Source organism: Streptosporangium sp. LJ11, assembly GCF_051918945.1.
Lineage (GTDB): Bacteria > Actinomycetota > Actinomycetes > Streptosporangiales > Streptosporangiaceae > Streptosporangium.
This window is the reverse complement of sequence record NZ_JBPXMB010000001.1, coordinates 94530-115340: the sequence shown is the minus strand read 5'-3', so window position 1 is coordinate 115340 and position 20811 is coordinate 94530. Positions and strand designations below refer to the sequence as shown.

Annotated in this window: 23 protein-coding genes and 1 tRNA gene; 11 read left to right on the top strand and 13 right to left on the bottom strand. The window is 68.9% G+C overall.

Features of this window, described 5'->3' with window-relative positions:
• The first annotated feature begins 31 nt into the window (after positions 1–31).
• Entirely contained in the window at positions 32–1849 is a 1818-nt protein-coding gene (locus ACTOQ3_RS00590; RefSeq protein ID WP_440081348.1) for an adenylyl cyclase, read from the top strand.
• Between the two features lie 94 nt (positions 1850–1943).
• Here ACTOQ3_RS00590 and ACTOQ3_RS00585 read toward each other — a convergent pair whose 3' ends face one another.
• The 5 genes from ACTOQ3_RS00585 to ACTOQ3_RS00565 all read right to left on the bottom strand — a co-directional run bounded on the left by ACTOQ3_RS00585 (position 1944) and on the right by ACTOQ3_RS00565 (position 4882).
• Complete coding sequence (locus ACTOQ3_RS00585) at positions 1944–2279, bottom strand: SCO4225 family membrane protein (RefSeq protein WP_440081347.1); 336 nt, start codon at positions 2277–2279, stop codon at positions 1944–1946.
• A 118-nt stretch (positions 2280–2397) separates the two neighbouring features.
• Positions 2398–3018: a histidine phosphatase family protein gene (locus tag ACTOQ3_RS00580; RefSeq protein WP_440081346.1), complete on the bottom strand. Its 621-nt coding sequence runs from the start codon at positions 3016–3018 to the stop codon at positions 2398–2400.
• 258 nt (positions 3019–3276) lie between these two features.
• Entirely contained in the window at positions 3277–3855 is a 579-nt protein-coding gene (locus ACTOQ3_RS00575) for a TetR/AcrR family transcriptional regulator (RefSeq protein WP_440081345.1), read from the bottom strand.
• 4 nt (positions 3856–3859) lie between these two features.
• Positions 3860–4474 (bottom strand): carboxymuconolactone decarboxylase family protein, encoded by a 615-nt coding sequence (locus tag ACTOQ3_RS00570; protein WP_440081344.1) that lies wholly within the window; start codon positions 4472–4474, stop codon positions 3860–3862.
• 27 nt (positions 4475–4501) lie between these two features.
• A complete protein-coding gene (locus ACTOQ3_RS00565) occupies positions 4502–4882 on the bottom strand; it encodes a hypothetical protein (protein WP_440081343.1) in 381 nt (126 codons plus the stop codon).
• A gap of 366 nt (positions 4883–5248) precedes the next feature.
• Here ACTOQ3_RS00565 and ACTOQ3_RS00560 point away from each other — a divergent pair, with 366 nt between their 5' ends.
• Together ACTOQ3_RS00560 and ACTOQ3_RS00555 are read left to right on the top strand one after the other, a co-directional pair.
• A complete protein-coding gene (locus tag ACTOQ3_RS00560) occupies positions 5249–5821 on the top strand; it encodes an RNA polymerase sigma factor (protein ID WP_440065857.1) in 573 nt (190 codons plus the stop codon).
• A 2-nt stretch (positions 5822–5823) separates the two neighbouring features.
• Entirely contained in the window at positions 5824–6441 is a 618-nt protein-coding gene (locus ACTOQ3_RS00555; protein ID WP_440081342.1) for a hypothetical protein, read from the top strand.
• Between the two features lie 39 nt (positions 6442–6480).
• On the opposite strand, the gene ACTOQ3_RS00550 is transcribed toward ACTOQ3_RS00555, so the two are convergent.
• On the bottom strand, positions 6481–7341 hold the full coding sequence (locus ACTOQ3_RS00550; RefSeq protein WP_440081341.1) for a LysR family transcriptional regulator: 861 nt from the start codon (positions 7339–7341) through the stop codon (positions 6481–6483).
• Between the two features lie 70 nt (positions 7342–7411).
• On the opposite strand from ACTOQ3_RS00550, the gene ACTOQ3_RS00545 reads away from it, so the two are divergent.
• Positions 7412–8011 carry a short chain dehydrogenase gene (locus tag ACTOQ3_RS00545; RefSeq protein ID WP_440081340.1) on the top strand — a complete coding sequence of 200 codons (600 nt, stop codon included), beginning with the start codon at positions 7412–7414 and terminating at the stop codon, positions 8009–8011.
• A 108-nt stretch (positions 8012–8119) separates the two neighbouring features.
• Here the strand turns inward: ACTOQ3_RS00545 and ACTOQ3_RS00540 are convergent, their stop codons facing one another.
• Both ACTOQ3_RS00540 and ACTOQ3_RS00535 read right to left on the bottom strand, forming a co-directional pair.
• Positions 8120–8368: a hypothetical protein gene (locus tag ACTOQ3_RS00540; protein WP_440081339.1), complete on the bottom strand. Its 249-nt coding sequence runs from the start codon at positions 8366–8368 to the stop codon at positions 8120–8122.
• Positions 8369–8751: 383 nt separating this feature from the next.
• Positions 8752–9444 carry a hypothetical protein gene (locus tag ACTOQ3_RS00535; protein ID WP_440081338.1) on the bottom strand — a complete coding sequence of 231 codons (693 nt, stop codon included), beginning with the start codon at positions 9442–9444 and terminating at the stop codon, positions 8752–8754.
• Positions 9445–9564: 120 nt separating this feature from the next.
• On the opposite strand from ACTOQ3_RS00535, the gene ACTOQ3_RS00530 reads away from it, so the two are divergent.
• Positions 9565–10080 carry a hypothetical protein gene (locus tag ACTOQ3_RS00530; protein ID WP_440081337.1) on the top strand — a complete coding sequence of 172 codons (516 nt, stop codon included), beginning with the start codon at positions 9565–9567 and terminating at the stop codon, positions 10078–10080.
• A 303-nt stretch (positions 10081–10383) separates the two neighbouring features.
• On the opposite strand, the gene ACTOQ3_RS00525 is transcribed toward ACTOQ3_RS00530, so the two are convergent.
• A complete protein-coding gene (locus ACTOQ3_RS00525; protein ID WP_440081336.1) occupies positions 10384–11130 on the bottom strand; it encodes a hypothetical protein in 747 nt (248 codons plus the stop codon).
• A 366-nt stretch (positions 11131–11496) separates the two neighbouring features.
• Between ACTOQ3_RS00525 and ACTOQ3_RS00520 the strand changes: the two genes are divergently transcribed.
• Both ACTOQ3_RS00520 and ACTOQ3_RS00515 read left to right on the top strand, forming a co-directional pair.
• On the top strand, positions 11497–11742 hold the full coding sequence (locus tag ACTOQ3_RS00520) for a hypothetical protein (protein WP_089211966.1): 246 nt from the start codon (positions 11497–11499) through the stop codon (positions 11740–11742).
• Between the two features lie 67 nt (positions 11743–11809).
• On the top strand, positions 11810–12163 hold the full coding sequence (locus ACTOQ3_RS00515) for a PIN domain-containing protein (RefSeq protein WP_440081335.1): 354 nt from the start codon (positions 11810–11812) through the stop codon (positions 12161–12163).
• Positions 12164–12318: 155 nt separating this feature from the next.
• On the opposite strand, the gene ACTOQ3_RS00510 is transcribed toward ACTOQ3_RS00515, so the two are convergent.
• On the bottom strand, positions 12319–12633 hold the full coding sequence (locus tag ACTOQ3_RS00510; protein WP_440081334.1) for a hypothetical protein: 315 nt from the start codon (positions 12631–12633) through the stop codon (positions 12319–12321).
• 1656 nt (positions 12634–14289) lie between these two features.
• A tRNA-Arg gene (locus ACTOQ3_RS00505) sits at positions 14290–14363 on the bottom strand.
• 374 nt (positions 14364–14737) lie between these two features.
• On the opposite strand from ACTOQ3_RS00505, the gene ACTOQ3_RS00500 reads away from it, so the two are divergent.
• From ACTOQ3_RS00500 to ACTOQ3_RS00485, 4 genes are all read left to right on the top strand, one after another.
• Positions 14738–15544: a phosphotransferase enzyme family protein gene (locus ACTOQ3_RS00500; protein WP_440081333.1), complete on the top strand. Its 807-nt coding sequence runs from the start codon at positions 14738–14740 to the stop codon at positions 15542–15544.
• A complete protein-coding gene (locus ACTOQ3_RS00495; RefSeq protein ID WP_440081332.1) occupies positions 15528–16502 on the top strand; it encodes a cobalamin biosynthesis protein in 975 nt (324 codons plus the stop codon). Before ACTOQ3_RS00500 ends, ACTOQ3_RS00495 begins: the two co-directional genes overlap by 17 nt.
• A gap of 280 nt (positions 16503–16782) precedes the next feature.
• Entirely contained in the window at positions 16783–18324 is a 1542-nt protein-coding gene (locus ACTOQ3_RS00490; protein WP_440081331.1) for a cobyric acid synthase, read from the top strand.
• Positions 18325–18533: 209 nt separating this feature from the next.
• Entirely contained in the window at positions 18534–18737 is a 204-nt protein-coding gene (locus tag ACTOQ3_RS00485) for an SHOCT domain-containing protein (RefSeq protein WP_440081330.1), read from the top strand.
• A gap of 15 nt (positions 18738–18752) precedes the next feature.
• On the opposite strand, the gene ACTOQ3_RS00480 is transcribed toward ACTOQ3_RS00485, so the two are convergent.
• Together ACTOQ3_RS00480 and ACTOQ3_RS00475 are read right to left on the bottom strand one after the other, a co-directional pair.
• A complete protein-coding gene (locus ACTOQ3_RS00480) occupies positions 18753–19787 on the bottom strand; it encodes a 1-acyl-sn-glycerol-3-phosphate acyltransferase (RefSeq protein WP_440081329.1) in 1035 nt (344 codons plus the stop codon).
• 181 nt (positions 19788–19968) lie between these two features.
• Positions 19969–20802, bottom strand: a complete 834-nt coding sequence (locus ACTOQ3_RS00475; RefSeq protein ID WP_440081328.1) for a patatin-like phospholipase family protein — start codon at positions 20800–20802, stop codon at positions 19969–19971.
• Between the last annotated feature and the right edge of the window lie 9 nt (positions 20803–20811).

The following is a 20811-nucleotide window of genomic DNA, read 5'->3' as shown; positions in this document are numbered from 1 at the left end:
GTCACGCCGCCCGGTCTCGATAGGCAGGTCGATGAGAACAGCTCGTGACCAGGATGGACGCGCGACGTCGCGCGCACGCAGAGGCATCTCCTCAGTCCGTCTCCTCGCGCTGGCCACCTCGGTGGCGGCGCTCACCGCCATGGGGCTGGTGGCCGTGGCGAGCCCCGCCGCCGCGCGGCCGGGCGGAGCACCGGATTTCGGGCCCAACGTCTTCGTGTACGACCCGTCGACACCCGCCACCGAGATCCAGGCCAAGCTCGACGAGATCTTCGCGCGGCAAGAGAACAACGAGATGGGCACGAACCGGTACGCGGTGCTGTTCAAGCCCGGCCGCTACGACGTCAACGCCAAGCTCGGCTACTACACCACCGTCGCGGGACTCGGCCGGTCGCCCGACGACGTCGACATCAACGGCGCGGTACGGGTCGTCGGCCAGCCCGACCCGAGTTCCGAGGCGGGCATCTCCGCGCTCACCAACTTCTGGCGCTCCGCCGAGAACCTGTCCGTGACGCCGACCGACTGGTCGAACCAGTGGGCGGTGTCGCAGGCGTCCCCGATGCGACGGGTCCACATCCGCGGCACCCTCTGGCTGGAGCCCGGGAACGGCGGTTTCTCCAGCGGCGGGTACATCGCCGACTCGAAGATCGACGGGGTCACGATCAACGGCTCGCAGCAGCAGTGGCTGACGCGTGACAGCCAGCTCGGCGACGCCTGGACCAACGGCGTCTGGAACCAGGTGTTCTCCGGCGTGGTGGGCGCCCCCGCGGAGGGTTTCCCGAACCCGCCCTACACGACGCTGCCCACCAGTCCCGTGACGCGCGAGAAGCCCTTCCTGTACGTCGACGACGCGGGCGCCTACCAGGTCTTCGTCCCGGCCCTGCGCCGGAACACCTCGGGCACGACCTGGGCCGACGGCCGGCAGCAGCAGGGATCGTCGCTGCCGATCCGCGACTTCTTCATCGCGAAGCCGACCGACAGCGCGAGCAGGATCAACCAGCAGCTGTCGCGCGGCAAGCACCTCCTGCTCACCCCGGGCGTCTACCACCTCGACCGGGCGCTGCGCGTCAAGCACAAGGACACGGTCGTGCTCGGCCTGGGCATGCCCAGCCTGGCTCCGGACACCGGCGACGCGGCACTGCGGATCGAGGACGTGGACGGCGTCCGGATCGCGGGCGTGCTCGTCGACGCCGGGCGGCGCGAGTCCGAGGCGCTCGTCGAGGTCGGCGACCGTCACAGCCGCCGGGACCACTCCAGGAACCCGATCTCGCTGCAGGACGTCTTCTTCCGCATCGGCGGACCCTGGGTGGGCAAGGCGAAGACGAGTCTCGTGATCAACAGCGACGACACGATCGTCGACAACATCTGGGCGTGGCGCGGCGACCACGGCAACGGGATCGGCTGGACGCAGAACACGGCCGACACGGGCGTCGTGGTCAACGGCGACGACGTGACGGCGTACGGCCTGTTCGTCGAGCACTACCAGAAGTACCAGACGATCTGGAACGGCGAGAGAGGCCGGACGATCTTCTACCAGAGCGAGATCCCCTACGACCCGCCGAGCCAGGAAGCCTGGAACAGCCCGACCGGCAAGGGCTGGGCCTCGTACAAGGTCGATCACAGGGTGCGGAACCACGAGGCGTGGGGCATGGGCGTCTACTCCTTCTTCAACCAGGGTGTGGACATCCGCGCGGACCGCGGCATCGAGGTCCCGAAGACGCCGGGGGCCAGGTTCCACAACATGGTCACGGTCTTCCTCAACGGCAGCGGCGGCATCGAGCGCACGATCAACGAGGCGGGCACCCCCGTCGTCGGTTCGTACGGGACGAGCAACGTCGTCAGCTACCCCTGACCTGACCCACTCGTCCGAGGGCGTGACCCCGTCCGCGGACCCCGTGCCGACCGTCCGCCGGCGCCGACCCGGATTCTTCCGGGCCGGCGGACGGTCACCTCTCCCGCGCCGGGGGCACGGTCACCCTCGGCCCGCGCAGCAACCACCACAGGAACGACGCCTGGACCAGCCCGGCGGCGGTGAGCAGCAGCAGATGCGCGCCGGCGGGAATCGTCTCCGCGGGGATCATCATCACCAGCCACGAGAGCGGCAGGGTCACCAGGATCAGCATGACCGCCGACAGACCCTGGTTGTCCGGCTGGCGCATGCCGACCTCGGCGACGATGTGCGCGGCGATGACGAGCAGGACGTAGAGGCCGCTGAGGACGAAGGCGAGGGTGCCCCGCCTGTACCGGGAGGTGAAACGGGCCAAGCCGCGAACTGGTCTCATGACTCCGACTCTGCCCCGGGGCCGCCGCCGAAGTCCCGGTACGAACACCTGACCTGTCCCGGTACGGATACTCGGAACCGAAGGCCCGAACCGGCCGCCGCCACGGCCGGGCCGCGTCTCACACGCGCGGCACGTCGGGGAAACCGGTCCAGCGCAGCCCGGCGGGCAGGTGGCTCATGTCGTTGAAGAAGAGGACGGCCGAGGGGCGGCCCGGCGCGTACCGGATGACCGTCAGCGCCGCGTTGCAGTGGTTGAGCCCCAGCCACCGCCACCGCGGGGCGTCCTGCGCGGCCCGCACGAGCCAGCCGGCCAGGAAGTTGTGGGTGACGACCAGCTCGTGGCGGTCCGCGTCGCCCTCCACCGGGCCCGTCAGCCGTTCCAGCGCCTCGCGGGCCAGCGCCTCGCCGCGCTCGCGCTCCTCGGCCGGGAACAGGCCGAGGAAGCGGAGCAGGTGGTCGGCCGCCTCGGGCGGCAGCTCATCCCTCTCCGGCGTGCAGGGAACGTAGTCTCCGGCGGCCTCCGAGACGTGCAGGGGGACGCCGTCCAGCTGCTCGCCGATCAGCCGTGCGGTCTGGCCGGCCCGGGGCAGCGGACCGTGGTGGATCGCCGAGAGGGGAACCCCCCGAAGCCGCCTGCCGAGCAGCGCGGCCTGCCGGCGGCCGTTCTCCGTCAGCTCGCCCTCGACCGGCGAGGCCTCGCCGTGCCGGGTGAGATACAGGTAGCGGGAAGAGTACGGCACAGTGATCCTTTCGCCTTCCGGGCGACACCATACCGATTCTCACCGTCCGGGCGCCCGTCGACGACGGTCACTCGCTTGCGGGGACGCCGGCCGGGGCGGCGTGGACGCGACCGGCGAGGCAGAGGCCCCGCCGCGCGATGTGGTGCTCGTCCTCGAAAAGGATGGCGTGGGCCGGGCCGGGGGTCCGCGACCGCCGGATCGGGGGCGAATCGCCGGCCGTGACCGGTCTCGTGCGGCGAGGGCGTCTCGTCGGACCGCTCAGGGGCGGAACGCGTTGAGCACCATGTGCCCGTAACGGCGCCACAGGGCCTGGTCCCACCGGTCCAGGGTGATGAGCTGCCTGATCACTCCGCAGAGGACGACACGCAGGTCCAGCTCGCCGGCGTCCTGACGGATCCGGCCGGACGGTTTGGCGGCTTCGACGAGCCGGGCGATCAGCTCCAGGAGGCGGCCGGCGGGGACGAGCCTGCCCTCGAAGAACGCGGCGGCGAGCCCTCGGTTGCGGGTGAGGTGTTCGAGCAGGTCGGGGATGTAGTCGCGTAGTCCCTGGTAGGCGTCGTCGCTGTCGAGCGCGGCGAGCGTACGCTGCTCCAGCTGCTGGAACTGCTCTTGGACGATCGCGACGATCAGGTCGTCCTTGGTGGGGTAACTCCGATACACGGTCGCCCGGCCGACCCCGGCCCGTTCCGCCACCTGGGGCACCGTCATCTGGAGGCCGTGCTGGGCGAGAAGTTCCCGGGCGGCCGCGATCACCCTTTCGTGGTTGCGCCGGGCGTCCAGGCGCCGATGGGAGCGGGCCGGTTCGGTCGGCGGCCGGATGATGTCGGACGAGGCCATGGAATCAGTGTGCCCCAGCATCGTCGCCGTGCTCACCCGGGACACCCGCCGGGCCGAGCCTGGCGGTGTCGGATCCGCCGGTGAGCACCGGTTCGCCGGCGCCGTACACCTTGGTGATCTCGACCTCGAGCACGGTGCAGACCCGGCTGAACGACCAGTAGTAGCCGGCGACCTGGAGAACCTCCACGATCTCGCGCTCGGTGAGGAACCGCCGGGCCTGGTCGAAGAGCTCGTCGGACACGGTGGGCCGCCGAACCACCTCGGCGGTGAACCGGATGAGGGCCCGGTCGGAGGTCGACAGCTCGGGACTGTCGAGTTCCCTGCCGCGAATGAGCCGCCTGGTGCGCTCGTCGACACCGGCCGCCTCCGACATCGGCCGGTGCTGGGCCGCGACGAACTCGCACCCGGCGTACTCGGCCACGGTCAGGATCACGATCTCCCGCGAGCGGGCCGGCAGCTCCAGCGAGCTGAACTGTGCCTTCGCGAGCCGGATGAACGGCTTCACGGTGCCGGCCGAGTGGGTCAGCATCCTGACCAGCGGGTCCGGCGGCAGGACGGCGAGGAATTCGCGTACGTCGTCCGGGATGTTCTTCGGATCGGGATCCGCGAGACGGGGCATGTCCTTCTCCACTCTCTTCAGGTCTCGTCAGGCCGGTCGGCGGGTCTCGTCCGGGCTTACGGAGAACCCCGTCTCGCTGAGGTGCTGGAAGCGGCCGTCCTCGGCGAAGGAGCCGAAGACGAAGACCTCCCGCCGGAGAGTGGAACCGTCCACCATGGTGATCTCGAAGACATGCCGCTCGGCATAGGTGGGACCGTCCCGGAGCTCGTCGAGCACGGTCACCGTGCCGCCGGCTATCCGGCTCCGGGTGCCGGCCACCATCTCGGCGAACTCGACGCGGTCGAGGGACGTCCCGTCACTGCGGTGGACGTAGCCGGGGGCGTAGTACTTGTCCAGGGCCTCGTCCAGCTCAAGCCTGGGCTCGAAGACCAGTTCCCGGAGGGCTTCGCTGATACGCGAATGGTTCATCACTCGAACTTCCTTCTGCGTGGCGAATCGACGTGGAAACGGACTCAATGGTCCGTTTAGTGATGAACGGTACCGGACTGGCGAGTCCGTTTCATGAAAAGTCAGCTGATAGTGACCATCGTCATACTTCTGGTGGCGCTTCCCGCGCCGTCGACGACCTGGCCGTTCAAGACCTGCTCGGCGGCTTCGGCACCGGAAGGGCCGTCGTCGGGGGAGAGCGTCATTCGCCGGGCGGGCGCGACGAAGATCGTTCCTCGTGTGGTCCGCGTCGGCCGCGTCCCCGGGGCGCGGTGATTGCCCGATGAAGGATTTCGGCCCGGCGCGGTAACTACAGGTGACCTCATACGCCAGGAAAGGCCAACATGTATGACAATCCCCCGCGAAGCCATCGAGGTCGATGACGCGACCCTCATCGAGAGGTCGCTGAACGAGCCCGAGATCTTCGCCGTCCTGTTCGACCGGCACGCGCCGCTCCTGCACCGCTACGTGACCAGGCGACTGGGCCCCAGCGAGGCGGAGGACGTCGTGGCGGACACCTTTCTGGCCGCCTTCCAACGCCGGAGCGATTATGACCGGGGCCGCTCCGACGCCCGCCCGTGGCTGTACGGCATCGCCTCCAACGTGATCGGCAAGCGGCGGCGCACCGAGACGAACCTCTACCGCGCGTACATCCGCAGCGGCGTGCATCCGGCGGAGATACCCGGCCTCCAAGTGGAGGACGGAGTCAACACCCTGGCCGTCAACCGGCCGCTGGCACGGGCCCTGCTGGAACTCAAACGAGCCGATCGTGACGTGCTGCTGCTCGTCGCCTGGGCCGAACTGAGCTACCAGGAGGTCGCCGACGCGCTCGCCATCCCACCGGGCACCGTCGCCTCGCGGCTCAACCGAGCCCGTCTCCAGATCCGCCAAGCCCTGAACCAGGAAGAACGAGGAGAATGACGATGGACACACTGAAGGCCATGTGGGAGACCATTCCGCCGGCCACCCCGGAGGAGCTCGCCGGAGCGCGGCGACGGCTCCTCGACGGGATGCACCCCCGGCGGCGCTTCGTCACCGCCCCCCGGCTGCTGGTCGCGGCCGGTGTCGCGGCGGCGGTCGCGGTCATACCGCTGATCATCGGAAACGACACTCCCGCCTACGCGCTGGCCAAGAGCTCGGACGGCACGCTCACGGTGACCGTCAACGAGCTACGCGACCCCGAAGGGCTGCAGGCCAAGCTGGGCGCGGCCGGCATCAAGGCGGACGTGACGTTCCTGGCCGCGGGCACGCGGTGCGTGGCTCCTCGGTTCGCCGGTGTGGATCCGAGCTACGACGGGCCGCCCACCACGGGACCGGACGAGTTGCGTTCACTCGTGAACGAATCGCGTTCGCTCAAGGCCGCCACGGTGACCTCCGTACGGACGATCCGGATCTCCCCCGAGCACATCAGGCCGGGCGAGACGCTCGTGATGGAGTTCCGCGACAACCCGAACGCACAGGTGCCCTGGCGACTCGGCACGTGGCTGGCCCAGGCGGACACCCCCGTGCAGCCGTGCACGCCCGTCGCGGACACCGGCTGAGGGGTTCTTGCCGCCACGGTCCCGCCGGGCATGCCGCTGCTAGGACGCCAGCTGCCGTTGCACCAGCAGGCGGAAGGCCTCGGTCGCGGGATGAGAGGGCCTGCTCGGCCACACCAGATACACCGTCACCGGGGCGGCATCGGACAGGGGCAGGTAGCGGATGCCCGGGTGAGGGTGGTTGTAGCCGATGCCCGCGGTGGTCACCCCGACGGCCTCCCCGGTGGCGATGGTGGTGAGCCATTCGTCCACGCCCGGCACCTGGAAGGTCGGGGGCCGCTGGGTGTCGGGCCACAGGTCGGCGCGCGTGGTCGAGGCGGTCGAGCACAGGACCACGGGCCGGCCCGCGAGATCGGCCAGGCGCACGGCCGAGCGCCGGGCGAGCGGGTCCTCCTCGGACACGGCCGCCATCCGCTGCTCGCGAATGAGAGAACAGCTCGCCAGGCTGGGATCCGGGGTGGGCTCGGCGCGCAGGAAGGCCATGTCGGCCTCGCCTCGCCGCACGGCCGTCTCGGGGTCGTCCACGCGCCGGATGTGCACGGGTGTGTCGGGGTGGCGGTCACGCCAGGCGCGAAGGAGGGGAACCGTGTGGCTGCCCAGCGCGGACCAGGCGAAGGCCACCCGGATGGAGCGCGACCGCGTCCCGGCGACCGCCTCGGCCAGCGCGGTGTCCACCTGGTCGAGAATGCGGTGGGCGTGCTCCCACAGTCGCCTCCCGGCTTCGGTGAGCGCGAGGCTGCGAGTGGTGCGCTCCACCAGCCGGGTACCCAGACGGCTCTCCAACTGCTCCAACGTGCGTGAGAGCGCGGGCTGGCTCATGTGGAGAGCGAGCGCGGCACCGGTGATGGTGCCCTCGTCTCCGATCGCCACCAAGGCCCGGAGGTGCCGCAGTTCCACATTCATAATCGCCGAGCATAAATGCCGCCTGAAGAGCATTTCACTACCGGTTCCGTACCGCCGTAACGTTGTCGCCATGAAGATCCTCCTCATCGGCGCCGGCGGCACACTCGGCACCGTCTTGCGCGAGACCCTGCTCGGGCGTGACCACGATGTGCTCACCGTCGGCCGAAGCAGTGGTGACCTCCGCCACGACATCTCCGACCCCACTCAGATCACGGCTCTGTACGCAAAGGCGGATGCGGTCGAGGCCGTGGTCAGCGCTGCCGGCGACGTCCCCTGGAAGCCGTTCGTCGAGATGACGCCAAAGGACTACCGGGCGGCGTTCGACGGCAAGGTGCTCAGCCAGATCGAGCTGGTGCGTCAGGGTGTTCCTCACGTCTCCGAGCGCGGGTCCTTCACCCTGATCAGCGGAGTGCTGGCTCGTGAGCCCGTCGTCACGGGCAGTGCCGCGTCCCTGGCCAACGGCGCGGTGGAGGCGTTCGTGCGGGCGGCCGCCATCGAAATCGCCCCCCAGCGGATCAATGCCGTCTCCCCGACGGTCTTCACCGAGGATCTCGACAAGTACGGGGCCTACTTTCCCGGCTTCCCGCCGGTGGACCTCAAAGATGTCGCCGCGGCTTACGTCCGCTCGATCGAAGGCGCCCAGACCGGCCAGATCTACTCCCTTCCGTAGTGCCGGGGAGCAGGAACATTCGGAAACTGCTTACGGTCTCGCGTTGCAACGTCGATCATCCCGGAGTCGAGGTGCCCCCACCGGAGGCTGTTCCTGTCGACTCTGCCGCTAGGAGGTTGGGCGGTGCCAGGGGTGGTCTTCGTAGCGGAGGACATCGATCAGATGTCGGCTGTATCCGCTGGCCTGCACGACTTCGTCGATCTTGTCGGTGCGCGAGTGGTGGGGGAGGAGCTGCTGTACGAGGCCTGCGATCTCGGCGCGGATTTCTCGAAGCTCAAGGGCCATGTAGCGCTCTTCTTCGATGAGCCTGCCGAGTTCGGAGTAGCGACTGTCTGAAGGTGGTGTGCTCTCGGCCATGTCGTCACTGTGGGCGGCGGGCCGGTGGCCGGCGAGTGGGTCAGGTATGGCGGGTGCGCGGGTCGGTGGACGGCCCAGGGCGCCGCCGGCCGGAATCGGCGCCCACGCCGCACGCCTGGACGGCGGGCGGCGGAGGGCTGGGTACGGCGCGGCACGCCGCCGCTTGATTTTCATGAGAACAATTCGGGAATGTTCCTCAACGGCACACCTGCGGCTGCCTGAGGGGTGTGTCCCCTTGGCAAGCGAAAGACCAGGTCAGCGCGTGGATGAACTGGTCTCGGCAGCGCACCCTGCAGGATTCGAACCTGCGACCGTCGGATTAGAAGTGGAGTGCGGCTCGTCCACCGGGTGGTGTCGTGATCTGCGCTCTTCCACCTCATGGGTCAAGGGCGGATGAGTTCATTCCGCACATGTTCCGGATCTTCAGGTAGCAGGGTCGCCTGATCCGTCTCAACGTCTACAGCGACGATCAGTGAGGACTTCCTCAACCAACGTGCAAGTCTGGGGCGGGCGGAAAACGTGAAAATGACATGAGGACGTGGGCCGTCCGGGCCGGGGATCTCCTCCAGCCTGTGCCAGTCGTCTTCCTCCCACACCTTCCTGTCGTACCCGCAGGCGGTCAGCTCGACCTCTGCAGCGATTCGGGCCGTTCGGATCCACTTCCCGAGTCGTGACGCCTGGTCGTACGTGTCATGGTCTCCGCGGTCAGGGAACAGATGGCGATGGTCGTAGCCGACTTGGGCGAAAGCCTCTCGCAGCCATCGGCGCTTGTCCGGGCCGGCGGTCCTCCAGGTATAGGTCAGGTTCCATGTGATCTTCTCAGGAGATCGGGGCCGGCGGACCATGGCGGCCAGGCACGACGGCAGTTGGTCACCGAGGTCCGACAGCATATGGATCTTCTGGAGGTAGGCGGTTGATTCGGGCCCGGGGTCATCGCTGTCCAGCCAGAGCGGCTTGCGGTAGCGGACCATGTGACGGATGTCGGTGAAGGCCCGATGAATGACATGAGCAAGAGCCTCTTCGGCGCCCGGCGGGTATGGGGGCCGCCCCGGCACGAACCGGTTCGTGATGCGCATTCTCATGCCCCTCTGTCGGATCACCCGCTATCTCCACCCAGCCTATGAGCCGTGTTCACTCGGAAAAGGGCTGCTCAAAAGACGTGGCTGCCTGCTGCCGATTCCTGGCATCATCGCCAGGTGTTCGATTTCGGGATCGCCGGTTACAAGCCGGTGTGGCTGCGGGGGCGTTCGGCGATCTTCGCCGCTCACGGCCGGAGACTGGCCCTGCTGAAGGGGCGGCGACTGACCCGCGCCTTGCTGGTGTGGGATCTCGACGAGAGCGCCTGGTTCTGCGACGGCCTGGTCCTGTTGGACTTCGAGGGTGAACAGGTCGAGGTCGTTCACCACAAGTTCGATGAGATCTCGATCACGTGGAACATCGTCGATCCGGCACAGCCCTTGAGTTGGGCCGGACAGGGATTCCGATTGGCCTGGCGAAGAGATGCGCCAGGTGAGCTGGCCGCGCTGGCAGGGCAGAGACTGCGCGCTGTGGAGCTTCTCGAATGGGACGGTGAGGACATAGCCAAGGGGATGGTAGCCGTCAGTTTCGTCTTCCCGGACGGCAGAATGACGATCTACAACGCCCTCGACGAGAACGGCATGGAGTTCGGGCTTCCCGATCCTCGGTACACGAGACACGGCCTCGGCGTGTAACAGATCACGTCTGACCTTGCCGGCGATCGAACATGGTCAGAGCGCTACCTCCCAGCTAGCGGTTTTCAAGAGGGCCACGTTCCCAGCGGAGACAGGCCTCTCACCAGAGCGGCAGCATCTTTCCCGAGCTCGACCGCCGAAGATCATCCCGTGCATATACCGCGCGGCCGACTGGGTACCTTGGTGATGTGTCGACACTTGTTGCGGCATTGGTCATGCTGTTGATTGCGCCCTCTGTGGTTCCGCGTGAGAGTCTTCTCCCGACGGGCACGTAGCAGACGATCCGTTCGCAGTGCAGGTCACTCAAGGAACCGCGTCCTGGACCCGACCCGTCAAGGCCAGGTATTCCTCGTGTGGCAATCTGCGTGCTTCGAACCCCAGGATGTTCCGTCCGGCGAAGCGCTGCGTATCCTCTGTATTCCACCGTCCGGGTAGGTGCACCAAGGGCTGACCGGGCTCGCCGAACACCATCAAGCCATGCACGTCCGACTCGGATGTGTAGCACAGCAACAGATCGGCCTGGGGAATCAGACGCAGGCCATCCTCCGACTCCAGCGCCGTCTGACCGTGCTCGGCGAAGAGGTGACAGGCCCGGCCGTCCAGACGCGAGAGTTCATGACCGCCTGATCTGTGAGGTCGATTCAGCCGGGCATGGGCACGACGGGCTCGCATATCGGACCACATATTGATGATCATCTTGATGTAGCGGAATTGGTTCACGGGCTCGAGTAGGTGCATGCGTGGGCTCTCATGGGAAGCAGGCGGGTCCGTGGGGGCAAGCCCCTTCCAGCCCGGGGCGCGACGGGCCAAGGCGACCCTCGCCTCCGCGGAGGTTCCGTATCGCCGGAACTCGAAGATCAGCCCCTGGTCGGCGGCGAATTCCTCCAGCTCATGCCGGGATCCGGCCCCCGGCGAGTAGAACAGGACCAGCCCGTCCCCGTCCAAGACCGCCACGCCGTACATCGTCCTGTTCTCTGCGGGGTAGCCGTAGGAGAGGAGCGTCGTGGCGCGTCCGGCGAGTGCTCGGACGCGCGGGGCCAGGTTGATCAAAATGCGTCGCCCTTCGGCTGGTATGAGGCCAATACATGATCGATCGGCACCGCCTGTTTCCCCTTTTGGCGATGATGACGGACAAGACGGATATAAAGTTCCGGTCGAGTTGGACGAAGCGCTGAAGCAGAGACGCCAGAATCAATCACGCGCTATCAGCTTGGGAAGCATCTACTGACCTTGCTGCCCTGAGTTGGGAAAACAGGGGTGCAGGTCAGAGTGGGCCGAGTCCCCGTGACTCCCCGTGAGTGACCGTGGTTCCCCACTCGTTCTGGCACGCATCTGGCACGAAGTCTCGATGTCAAGACACCGCTGATACGGCGGTTGGGCTGGGGTAAGCGCAGACGCTTACGTAGACTCAGAGGTATGACTGCCGGGCACGCGCACGAGGAGCTCCACCATCTGGTCGATCGGCTTTCTCCGGACCAGGCGCGTCGTCTGCTGCGTCTGGTGAAGACGGATCCGGAGTTGGCTGAGACCGTGGACGAAGAGACCGATGAGCCGGTTCGGCGTCGGCGGTTGTCGATCGCGGGGATCGGGGCCTCCGGTGAAGGGGATCTGTCGGAACGGGTCGAAGATCTGCTGGCGGAGCGGTTCAATCGGTCAACGTGACTTCCACGCTCCTGGACACTGGCCCCTTGATCGCTGTCGTTGATCGAGATGATAAGCACCATGCCTCATGCGTGCGTCTTCTCGAAAAGTTGGAGGGGCCGCTCCTGCTGCCCTCGACTACTTGATCGAGGCGGGGTGGACCATCAACAGGCACATGGGACCTCGCGTGCATGCGCAGTTTCTCGATCTGGCGGTTGAGGAGTTTGAACTGGTCGATCTGGTGCCAGCCGATGTGCGACGAATGGCAGGGCTCGTCCGCACCTACCGAGATGCTCGACTCGACCCGGCTGACGTGTCCGTGGTCGCCATCGCAGAACGCCTGAATATTACTCAGATCGCGACGCTGGACCGACGTGACTTCACTTTGATCCGACCTCGACATGTGCCGGCGTTCACGCTTCTACCGAAAGTGCTTGGCTGACCTGGTCTTACAAGGGTGGAGCGGGTGACAGGAATCGAACCCGCGCTGTCAGCTTGGGAAGTGCATCGATCACGCCTTGTAGAGCGGCTGAGCTGGGCGTTCGGCCGGTCGTGAGTGACCGTGGTTGACCCCTCGTCACCCTGGTTAATGGCCTGCTAATGGCCCGACGAGCGAAGTTCTTTCAGTTGTCGGCGGAGCGCGTCACGCTCGACGATCAGCTTCTCTACGTCATCCAGGGTGAAGAGCGTTTTGGAAGGGCCGTTCACGGTCCAGCCGTGTTGGCCGGGCTCCCAAAAGATCTCAACCTCGGTGCCTTCGTGGGGGTCTCCGCCCGCTGTGGCGTCTTGGGCGGTGGTGACATTGACCTCCTCCACACGGAGGTACCAGTCCCCGGCATTGACGTCGATCACAACGGGGGTTTCATCGGGTAAACCGGTGAGGTAGTCGAGGAGCTGGCGGACGGTGAGCATAGGCGCAGAGTGGCATGGATTGCGCACCTGCGCACGCCCCGCCCGCCGGATCTTCCCGTCTGCCTCGTCCCACCCCAGAGGGGCAACAGCTCGGGGACGGAGGGTCAAGGCCGTCTTCGCGTGTACGCCGGCCGGTGGACGTTCCTCGGCCATGGGATGCCGACGGTCACAGACGGCCTTGATCCGGAGAAGTCGAGCTGTTGGGCTTGCCTGGGACGTGGCAGACGGGAAGATCCGGCCTCACCTCAGCCGGCTACGGCTCCGCGATCGGCAGTCTCGATCATCCCGGAGCGGAATCCCCCGCCGGAGGCGTCAGCTTCGAAAGAGCCGGATAAGCGCGATGGCTATCACCATGGGGATGACGACCGCTGATACAAGTACGAGAAGAAGGAAGATCGCGAACGGATAGTGAATCACGGCCTGCTCCTGTCGACAGGCTGATCATATGCATGCCCAGGAAGCGGAGCGGCGGCGGGCCGGCGGGCGGCGAGAGCCTTGGATACGGCGGGCGCGCGGGTCGGTGGACGGCCCGGGGCGCCGCTGACCGGGACCGGCGCCCACGCCGCACGCCCGGTCGGCGGGCGGCAGAGGGCCGGGTACGGCGGCGCGGCGCGCCGCCGCTTGACCTACCGTCGCAAGCGGGCGGTCTTTCATCACGTGCTGGAGTACGCGGTGGAGATGGAGGAGCTTCCGGCGAATCCGCTGTACACGGTCAAGCTCCGCAAGGCGAAGTCCGGCGGTGAGATCGATCGGCGTTCGGTGGTCAATCCGGCTCAGGCCCGTGAGTTGCTGACCGCGGTGACCTACGTGGACCGGTCGCGGGGGGGGGATGCTCGCGGCGCTCTTCGCCTGCATGTACTTCGGTGGCCTGCGTCCGGGGGAGGCGGCGGGGCTCCGCAAGAAGGACTGTCACCTTCCGGCGTCCGGCTGAGGACTGCTCACCCTGGAGAAGACCAAGCCGCAGAGCAACAAGCGGTTCACCGACTCGGGAGACCCACGGCGAGGGTGGTCTCAAGCACCGCGACGAGAAGGAGACGCGGCCGGTGCCGATCCCGCCGGAGCTGGTGGCCATTCTGCGTGATCACATCGACCGTCACGGCGTCACCGCCGATGGCAGGCTCTTCCGGACCCGTGCGGGCGGGCTGATCTCCGGGTCGGCGTACGCCAAGGTCTGGAAGGAGGCTCGGACGTACGCCTTCACCCCCGATCAGGTCGCCTCCCCTCTGGCGGGCAGGCGTACGACCTGTGGCACGCGGCGGTCTCCCTCTGGCTCAACGCCGGGGTGCACGCGCCGGAAGCCGCGGAGAGGGCCGGTCACGGGGTGGACGTGATGCTCAGGGTCTACGCCAAGTGCATCGACGGCCAGCGCGAGGTGGCGAACCAAAGAATTTTGGCAGCGCTCGTCACATGGCACGGATCATGCTCCATGAAGGACCCCGGGACACCTCGGGGTCCTTCGTCGTTCCGGCCCCGGAATCGCCCCTCGAGGCTCCGGAACCCTCGGGCTCACCTGGGGAAACGGGGCCTCGGGTATTCCGCGTATGTTCCGCGACCGGTGGCATACGGCTGCTTTCGGCCGCCTGCGGCTGCATGAGGGGGTTGGGTCCCGGACAAGCAAAAGACCAGGTCAGCGCGTGGATGACCTGGTCTTGGCAGCGCACCCTGCAGGATTCGAACCTGCGACCGTCGGATTAGAAGTCCGATGCTCTATCCAGCTGAGCTAAGGGTGCTCCCGCTCAATTGTGCATGATCCGGGGAGTGCCCACGTAACGGTTTTGGGCCGGTGTCGTGAGGATCACTCTGTGGATCACCCGCTCTGCGGGGAGAGTGACCGCTCACCCGCTTCGGCTCAGGTGGGTGAGGGCCGTTCGAAAGGGGGGAGCCGGAACGGCGAGGGACTCCTCTGTGCGTCTGACCTGCGAGTTCTTCCGCCGGGCGCGGCGGGGGCGGGGGCAGGTGTTCGGAAGGGCGAGGATCGGGCGTTCGGAAGGGCGAGGATCGGGCGTTCGGAAGGGCCTGAAGTCCTTCGGGGCTGTCCGTCCGGTGGGAGCGGTCTGCCCGAATCGTTCTCTCGAAGAGGCGAGGCGGTCTAGGCTCGTATGCCATGTTCGTCACCACGGTCCAAGAGGAGATCCCCCTTCTGGGCGGTGATGTCACCGACGGGGTGGTGCGGGTCGGGGACACCGTCCGGCGGCCCAGCAGGGCCTCCACGGGGTCGGTGCACGCGCTCCTGCGCCATCTGGAGCGCTCCGGGTTCGAGGGTGCTCCCCGGGCGCTGGGAGTCGACGAGCGGGGCAGGGAGATCCTGAGCTATGTGGAGGGCGAGTCCGCGGCCAGGCCGCTGCCCTCGTTCGCGCTCACCGGGGAGTCGCTGGCCGCGCTGGCGCGGTTGCTGCGCGGTTTCCACGACGCGGCGGAGGGTTTCGTCCCGCCGCGAGGGGCCGTCTGGGAGGCCGGGTCCAACGACGACGCGGCACCGCAACTGATCGGGCACTGCGACGTCAACCTCGACAATGTGATCTTCCGCGACGGGCTGCCCGCCGCGCTGATCGACTTCGACATGGCCCGGCCGACGACCCGGCTGTTCGACGTGGTCACCACGCTGCGCCACTGGGCGCCGATCGCCGATCCCGTCGATCTGGAGCCGCTCCAGCGCCGCCTCGACGTCGGTCCCCGGCTCCGGCTGTTCTGCGACGAGTACGGCCTGACGCCCCGCGACCGCCGCCGCCTGCTGGATCTCGCCCGGCTCCGCTTCGACCGCTCGTACCACGCGATGCGGACCAAGGCCGAGGCGCAGGGCGAGGGCGGCGGATGGGCCCGGATGTGGGCGGGCGGGGCGGGGGAGCGCATCCGGCGGGCCCGCGTGTGGCTGGAGACCCACCAGGATGAGCTCCATGAGCATCTCGTTTAGGCGGCCGGAGATCAGGGTGAGGGGAAGGCGGCCGGGGGTGGCCGAGGGGGTGGGGATGCTCGCCGGGGTCGTGATCGACGCCGTGCTCGCCGACCCCCGGCGCGGGCATCCGGTCGCGCTGTTCGGTACCGCCGCCGCCGGGGTGGAGAGGCGGGTCTACGGAGACGGCCGGGCCCGGGGCGTCCTCCACGTGGCCCTGTGCGTCGTCCCGGTGGCGCTGCTCGGCCACGCCGCGACCCGGTCGCGCAACCCGGTGGTGCGGGCCGCGTTGAGCGCGGCGGCGACGTGGGCGGTCATCGGCGGTACGACGCTGGGCCGCGAGGGCGCGGCGATGGCCGGGCTCCTGGAGGACGGTGATCTCGCGGGGGCGCGGGGGCGGCTGTCGCACCTGTGCGGGCGCGACCCGTCCGGGCTGGGGGAGGCCGGGCTCGCCAGGGCCACCGTCGAGTCGATCGCGGAGAACACCTCGGACGCGGTGGTGGCGCCGCTGTTCTGGGGGGCGGTGGCCGGGGTGCCCGGCCTGCTCGCGTACCGGGCCGTCAACACGCTGGACGCGATGGTCGGCCACCGGAACGCGCGCTACGAGCGCTTCGGCTGGGCGGCGGCCCGCCTCGACGACGCCGCCAACTTCGTGCCCGCCCGGATCACCGGACTGCTCGCCGCGCTCGGCGCCCCCCTGGTGGGGGGTTCGGCGCTGCGCGCGGTGGCGGTGCTGCGCAGGGACGGTCACCGCCACCCCAGTCCCAACGCGGGCCGCTGCGAGGCCGCCTTCGCGGGGGCGCTGGACCTCACGCTGGGCGGGGTCAACGTGTACGGCACCCGCGTGGAGCACCGGCCGGAGATGGGCGACGGGCCCGAGCCCTCGGTCGCGGACATCCGCAGGTCGGTACGGCTCGCGCGGGCGGTGGGCCTCGGGGCCGCGGCCCTGGCGGTCCTGGCCGTCCTGCGGCGCCGGTAGGCGGCCGAGGAGAAGGGGCCGTGAAGGGGCCGTGAAGGGGCCACGGAGGGGATCAGGCGTACCGGAAGGACACGGCCGGAGGGCGAAAGGGCCTGTTCGGGAGTCCGGGTGGGCGGCGCGGGCGCGGGCGCGGCATGCTGGTCGCCATGATGGTTGATTCCCCCGGAGAACCGCCCGCGGTTCCGATCTGTCCTGATGCCACCTGCCGTCCCGGTGTCACGGGTCGTCGCGGTGCCGTGCGTCGTGCAGGGTTCGCCGCTCCTCGGGCCGGGGCGAAGGCGTGAAGGGGGCGAAAGGGGCTAAAGGGGCGCTGCTGGTCGCGGGGACGACCTCCGACGCGGGCAAGAGCGTCGTCACCGCCGGGATCTGCCGCTGGCTGGCCCGGCAGGGGGTGAGGGTCGCGCCGTACAAGGCGCAGAACATGTCGCTCAACTCCTTCGTCACCGCCGACGGCGCCGAGATCGGCCGGGCCCAGGCGATGCAGGCCGCCGCGTGCGGGCTGGAGCCCAGCGCGGACATGAACCCGATCCTGCTCAAGCCGGGCAGCGACCGGCGCAGCCAGGTCGTGGTGATGGGCAGGCCGATGGCCGAGGTCGACGCGATGGAGTACTGGGACGTCAAGGAGCGGCTCCGCCAGGTCGCGGTGGACGCGCTGGAGCGGTTGCGGGGCGCGTACGACGTGGTGGTCTGCGAGGGGGCGGGCAGCCCGGCGGAGATCAACCTGCGCAGGGGGGACATCGCCAACATGGGCCTGGCCCGTGCCGCGAACCTGCCGGTCGTCGTGGTCGGCGACATCGACAGGGGCGGGGTCTTCGCCGCGCTGTACGGGACGGTGGCGCTGCTGGAACCCGCCGACCAGGCGCTGGTCGCCGGGTTCGTGATCAACAAGTTCCGGGGGGCGCCCGAGCTCCTCGAACCGGGGCTGGACATGATCAGGGAGCTGACCGGCCGCGAGGTGTACGGGGTACTGCCCTGGCTGGACGGCCTCTGGCTGGACGTCGAGGACTCCCTGGCCCTGGACAACCGGCCCGCGATCGGAGCGCGCGCCCCGTACGGCAGGCAGACCCTGCGGGTGGCGGTGGTGCGGCTGCCGCGGATCTCCAACTTCACCGACGTGGACGCGCTGGCCTCGGAGCCCGGGGTGGCGGTCCGGTTCGTGACCTCCCCCGGCGAGCTGGACGACGCCGACCTGGTGGTGCTGCCCGGTTCCCGGGCCACGGTCTCCGACCTGGCGTGGCTCCGCGCCACCGGCCTGGCCGCGGCCCTGCCGGGCCGGGCGGTGCTGGGCATCTGCGGCGGCTACCAGATGCTCGCCAGGACCATCCGCGACGACGTCGAGTCGGGAGCGGGCCTGGTCGAGGGGCTGGGGCTGCTGCCCGCGTCGGTGGAGTTCGCCGCGGACAAGACGCTGGGCCGTCCGGCCGGCACCGCGTACGGCCACCCGGTCGCCGCGTACGAGATCCACCACGGCGTGGTGACGGCCGACGGCGGCGAGCCCTTCCTGGACGGTTGCCGGGACGGCTCGGTGTGGGGGACCACCTGGCACGGCGCCCTGGAGAACGACGGCTTCCGCCGGGCCTTCCTCGCCGAGGTGGCCGCCGTCTCCGGGCGTGACTTCACCCCGGCACCGGACGTGTCGTTCGCCGCCCTGCGGGAGGAGAGGCTGGACGCGCTCGGTGACCTGATCGAGCGGAACGTCGACACCGGCGCCCTGCTCCGGCTGCTGGAGGGCGGGGCACCTCGGGGACTGCCGTCGCTGCCACCCGGCGGGGCTTCGCGCGAGGCTCCGGACTTCTCGGCCGGTGTTCCCGCGGCCGGGTGAGCCGGTACTTTCCTCGCCGGTCGAGCCGGTGCCTTCCCCGCCGGTCGAGCCGGTGCTCCCTCCGCAGGCCGGGGGAGTGGTCTCCCGCACTGTTCCCCTGAGGATCGAAGGCGGGCACATCACTTCGGCCGGGGAAAAAGAGAAGGTCCCTCTGCCGGGTAAACTCGAAATTCCCCCGCCAGGTCCGATGGGGGTATGGGAGGCCGACCATGTCCCGCATCCTGATGTTGCTCTTCGTCGTCGCGGTGATCGCGGTGGTGGTTGTCGGTGTGACCATGGCGGTCCGCGCCTCCGCGGCGCGCAGGTCCATCGCCGAAAGTCCCCGGGAGATCCTCAAGCGCCGCTACGCGGCCGGTGAGATCGACGAGGACGAATACCTCCGCCGCATGTCGGGCCTCTCCCAGGACTGGTAGTCCCGCCGGCCGTGGTCAGGCCGCGGGGGCGGGAGCCGGCTGGTTCGCGGTGATCCAGGTGTCGATCTCCTCCCACTGGTCGAAGAGCCAGCGGATCTGGTCCTCACGGTCGCGCGGTACGTCGGCGGCCTGGACCCGCCACCACTTGGCCTTGATCTGGGCGCTGAGCGGGAGGCGGGTCCAGATGTCCCCGAAGGTGACCAGGTCGTCGAGACCGGTGTGCGCGACGAAGACCACGTCCGCCTCGGGGCAGGCCTCGATGGCGGCGATGGCCCCGTTGGGGCGGGGGGGCATCAGGTGCCGCAGCCTGCGGGCCCGCGCGGCCTCCTCCGACAGGCCCTTCTGCTCCAGCCGCAGGATGGCCCGCCAGCGGCGCTTCGGGGTGAAGTTGCCGCCCTCCGGGAAGATCACCAGGGCGTCGTCGGCGTCCATGTCGGAGGACAGGCGGCGGATCTCGCCAATGATGCCGCTCTCGGCGACCTCGCGGTGGACGAAGGCGTTGGGAAGGCGGTTGATCACCACGTCCAGCGAGGGGTCGAACTGCAGGGCCGCCTTCATCACGATCCTCGGGCGCCGGCCGTAGCGGGCGAGAAGGTGGTGGACGAGCAGGAACGAGTCGCCGGGGCCCGCGTGGCGGGACAGGACGATGACGGGGCGGGTGAGGCGGCGGGAGATCTCGTCGGAGGTCGGCGGCGGCTCGTCGACCTCGACGCTCAGGCGGAAGATCCGCACCGCGGCCTCGTAGATCTTGGAAAGGAACCACTGGATCAGCTCGTAGTGCCGCTCCTGGTACTCGTCGCGGTTGAGCCGGCCGCCCAGGCCGTTCGCCACCCACAGCCACAGGCAGGCGCACAGCGCCATCGACTCCAGCGTCAGCCACGCCAGCGCGAACCAGACCAGCCGGGTGCCGCGCCGCTGCGGGGGCGGCAGGCGCAGCGAGGCCGCGGCCACCACCAGCAGCCAGATCGGGAGCGTGAGCACCGCGACGACGGTGAGCACGATGACGAGCGGGGCCAGGACCAGGCGGCGGATGATGCGAGGAGGCAGCACGAGCGGCTCCTGCCTGTGTGGATGTGCGGTCGTGGTGCGCGTGCGGGGCCGGCGTGACTCAGGAGGCGATGATCCGGACGTACCTCCTCATGAGTACCCCCGATGTGGGCCTACCCCGATATGGACATATGACGCGGCTTGGTTTATATCGGTACTGATGCGGACGGTGGCGTGGAGCGGCTCAGGAGGACGCCTGCCGGACCAGGTAGTCGGACGAGGCCCGGTACGCGCGGTCGATGTATTCAGATATATGCGATGAATCCCGGTAACGCAGCTGAGAGAGGTCTATTCCTGGACGGGACTCGCCCCCGGACGGCATGACATGGACCTCGATGTCGTCCGGCAGGGTGGCCATCTCCTCGGTGAAGCGGTGCCGCCGGGCGATCTCGAAGGCGGTCATGCCGACCTCCCACGGGCGCCGGGGCACGACCAGGGGACGCTCGATCCTGCCCACGTGCAGCACGTAGACCCGCCGGGCGCCGAGCGCGACGGCCCGGCCGACCGGGATGCTGTGCACCAGCCCGCCGTCGAGGTAGTGGCCGTCGCCGACGCGGACGGGCGGCAGCAACCCGGGGACGGCGCAGGAGGCGAGGACCGCGTCGACCAGGGGGCCCTCGGTGAACCAGTGCGCGGCGGCGCGCTCGACGGAGGCGGCCACGCACTGGAACGGCACGGACAGATCCTCGATGCGGGAGACCGGCAGCGTCCGGGCCAGCAGGTCGCGCAGCGGCTCGGAGGAGTGCAGGTGGGTGCCGCTCCTGGCGAGGGTGGACAGCCGGGTCACCCAGGACCCCGCGAACGCCGTACGGACGATCTCCGAACCCCACAGCGTGGTCAGGCGCGCGACCGCGTCACCGGGGGCGGCGGCGAGCACGACGCCGTTCAGGGCGCCCACGGACGTGCCGATGATCACGTCGGGCTTGATGCCCGCCTCGTCGAGCGCCCGCAGCATGCCCACCTCGTGGGCGCCGAGGACGCCCCCGCCACCCAGTACGAAGGCAGTGTCCAGGCTCATGGGCTCACC

Coding starts and splice junctions, on each gene's coding strand:
- ACTOQ3_RS00555 (WP_440081342.1), top strand. CDS start 5,824: ATGGACACACTGAAGGCCATGTGGGAGACCATTCCGCCGGCCACCCCG.
- ACTOQ3_RS00575 (WP_440081345.1), bottom strand. CDS start 3,855: ATGGCCTCGTCCGACATCATCCGGCCGCCGACCGAACCGGCCCGCTCC.
- ACTOQ3_RS00535 (WP_440081338.1), bottom strand. CDS start 9,444: ATGCGCATCACGAACCGGTTCGTGCCGGGGCGGCCCCCATACCCGCCG.
- ACTOQ3_RS00565 (WP_440081343.1), bottom strand. CDS start 4,882: ATGAACCATTCGCGTATCAGCGAAGCCCTCCGGGAACTGGTCTTCGAG.
- ACTOQ3_RS00500 (WP_440081333.1), top strand. CDS start 14,738: ATGTTCGTCACCACGGTCCAAGAGGAGATCCCCCTTCTGGGCGGTGAT.
- ACTOQ3_RS00495 (WP_440081332.1), top strand. CDS start 15,528: ATGAGCATCTCGTTTAGGCGGCCGGAGATCAGGGTGAGGGGAAGGCGG.
- ACTOQ3_RS00560 (WP_440065857.1), top strand. CDS start 5,249: ATGACAATCCCCCGCGAAGCCATCGAGGTCGATGACGCGACCCTCATC.
- ACTOQ3_RS00510 (WP_440081334.1), bottom strand. CDS start 12,633: ATGCTCACCGTCCGCCAGCTCCTCGACTACCTCACCGGTTTACCCGAT.
- ACTOQ3_RS00515 (WP_440081335.1), top strand. CDS start 11,810: ATGCGTGCGTCTTCTCGAAAAGTTGGAGGGGCCGCTCCTGCTGCCCTC.
- ACTOQ3_RS00585 (WP_440081347.1), bottom strand. CDS start 2,279: ATGAGACCAGTTCGCGGCTTGGCCCGTTTCACCTCCCGGTACAGGCGG.
- ACTOQ3_RS00485 (WP_440081330.1), top strand. CDS start 18,534: ATGTCCCGCATCCTGATGTTGCTCTTCGTCGTCGCGGTGATCGCGGTG.
- ACTOQ3_RS00570 (WP_440081344.1), bottom strand. CDS start 4,474: ATGCCCCGTCTCGCGGATCCCGATCCGAAGAACATCCCGGACGACGTA.
- ACTOQ3_RS00520 (WP_089211966.1), top strand. CDS start 11,497: ATGACTGCCGGGCACGCGCACGAGGAGCTCCACCATCTGGTCGATCGG.
- ACTOQ3_RS00590 (WP_440081348.1), top strand. CDS start 32: ATGAGAACAGCTCGTGACCAGGATGGACGCGCGACGTCGCGCGCACGC.
- ACTOQ3_RS00475 (WP_440081328.1), bottom strand. CDS start 20,802: ATGAGCCTGGACACTGCCTTCGTACTGGGTGGCGGGGGCGTCCTCGGC.
- ACTOQ3_RS00540 (WP_440081339.1), bottom strand. CDS start 8,368: ATGGCCGAGAGCACACCACCTTCAGACAGTCGCTACTCCGAACTCGGC.
- ACTOQ3_RS00550 (WP_440081341.1), bottom strand. CDS start 7,341: ATGAATGTGGAACTGCGGCACCTCCGGGCCTTGGTGGCGATCGGAGAC.
- ACTOQ3_RS00545 (WP_440081340.1), top strand. CDS start 7,412: ATGAAGATCCTCCTCATCGGCGCCGGCGGCACACTCGGCACCGTCTTG.